Annotated in this window: 1 protein-coding gene; it reads right to left on the bottom strand. The window is 69.8% G+C overall.

Annotated features, from left to right (window positions below; genetic code table 11):
* The coding region (gene istA, locus ACLBYB_RS32610; RefSeq protein WP_447701354.1) for an IS21 family transposase at positions 1 to 1,101 on the bottom strand (1,101 nt) is incomplete at its 3' end.
* Positions 1,102 to 1,174 lie beyond the last annotated feature (73 nt).

The following is a 1,174-nucleotide window of genomic DNA, read 5'->3' as shown; positions in this document are numbered from 1 at the left end:
GTGGACGCGCACCACCGCTCCGCTCACGGTGACGCGAACCCGCTCGCCGATCAGCCGCCACGGCACCGAATAGGCGTTGCCGTCGACGCTGACCGCGCAGTCTGCCCCGACCCGGCGCACGAGATCGCGCGCGGCGGAGAACGGCGGCACACCCGCCAGGGGCTGCAGCGCCCGGGCCTCGTCCCGGGCGAACCGCGCGCCCGGCGCCTCACCGGTCGTGCCGTGCGCGCGCCGGTCGGCCACATCCCGCGTCCAGGCATCGAGATGCGCCTCCAGGGCGGCAAAGCTCGCGAAGCGGTGGCCGGCCACAGCGTTCCTCTTGACGTAGCCAACGCCGCGCTCGTCCTTGCCCTTCGTGCGCGCCCGGTACGGGGCGCAGGCCCGCACCCGGAAGCCCCAATGCCGGGAGAAGGCATGCAACCGCGGATGCAGGATGACCTCGCGGCTGACCGGGTCATGGTGCAGGACCAGGGCGCGGGCATTGTCGAGCAGCACCTCACGCGGCACGCCGCCGAACGCCTGGAAGGCGCTCTCCAATCCGGCGAACCAGTCCTCCTGCCGCTCGTGGCCGAAGGCGCGCACGTGCAGTCGACGCGAGTAACCGAGCGTCGCAACGAACAGCGAGACCCGAGTTGGCACACCGCCGATCTCGATCCGCCGCTCGCCGAAGTCGATCTGCATCTGCTCGCCTGGCCGCGTCTCGAACCGCACGCTCGCCCGCGCGGCGATCACCAGGTCCCGCCGCAACGGCGCCACAGCCCGTTCCACGGTGCGCAGGCTGACGTGGATGTCCTTCTCGTTGGCGAGGTCCTGGCGCACGACGTCGGCGTTGCCGGCATGCTGCCGGAACCGTTCGGCCAACCAGTCCGTCAAGCCGTCGAGCCGCTTCGATCGTGAGGGCGTTTTAGAGGGACGCCAATCACCCTGACGGAGCCAGTGCTTGACCGTGTTCTTCGAACAGCCAAGCTCGGTCGCGATCCGCTTGGCACCCCAGCCCAGCGCCTTCAGCCGCACCATCGCCGATACGTCGTCCGGCGTCTTCATCTCGGCCCTCCGCGGATCGTCCGTCCGCTCAAGAGCCTGATCTTCGTTCCTGATCATCTCGACCTCCTCGCTCTTCGAGGGGGTCAGGTCCTCATGGCGTCAGGGGGTCAGTTTGCCGTGTCGCCCGACA

It is taken from the genome of Methylobacterium sp. D54C, assembly GCF_053345595.1.
This window is presented reverse-complemented; position numbering and strand designations above follow the sequence as displayed.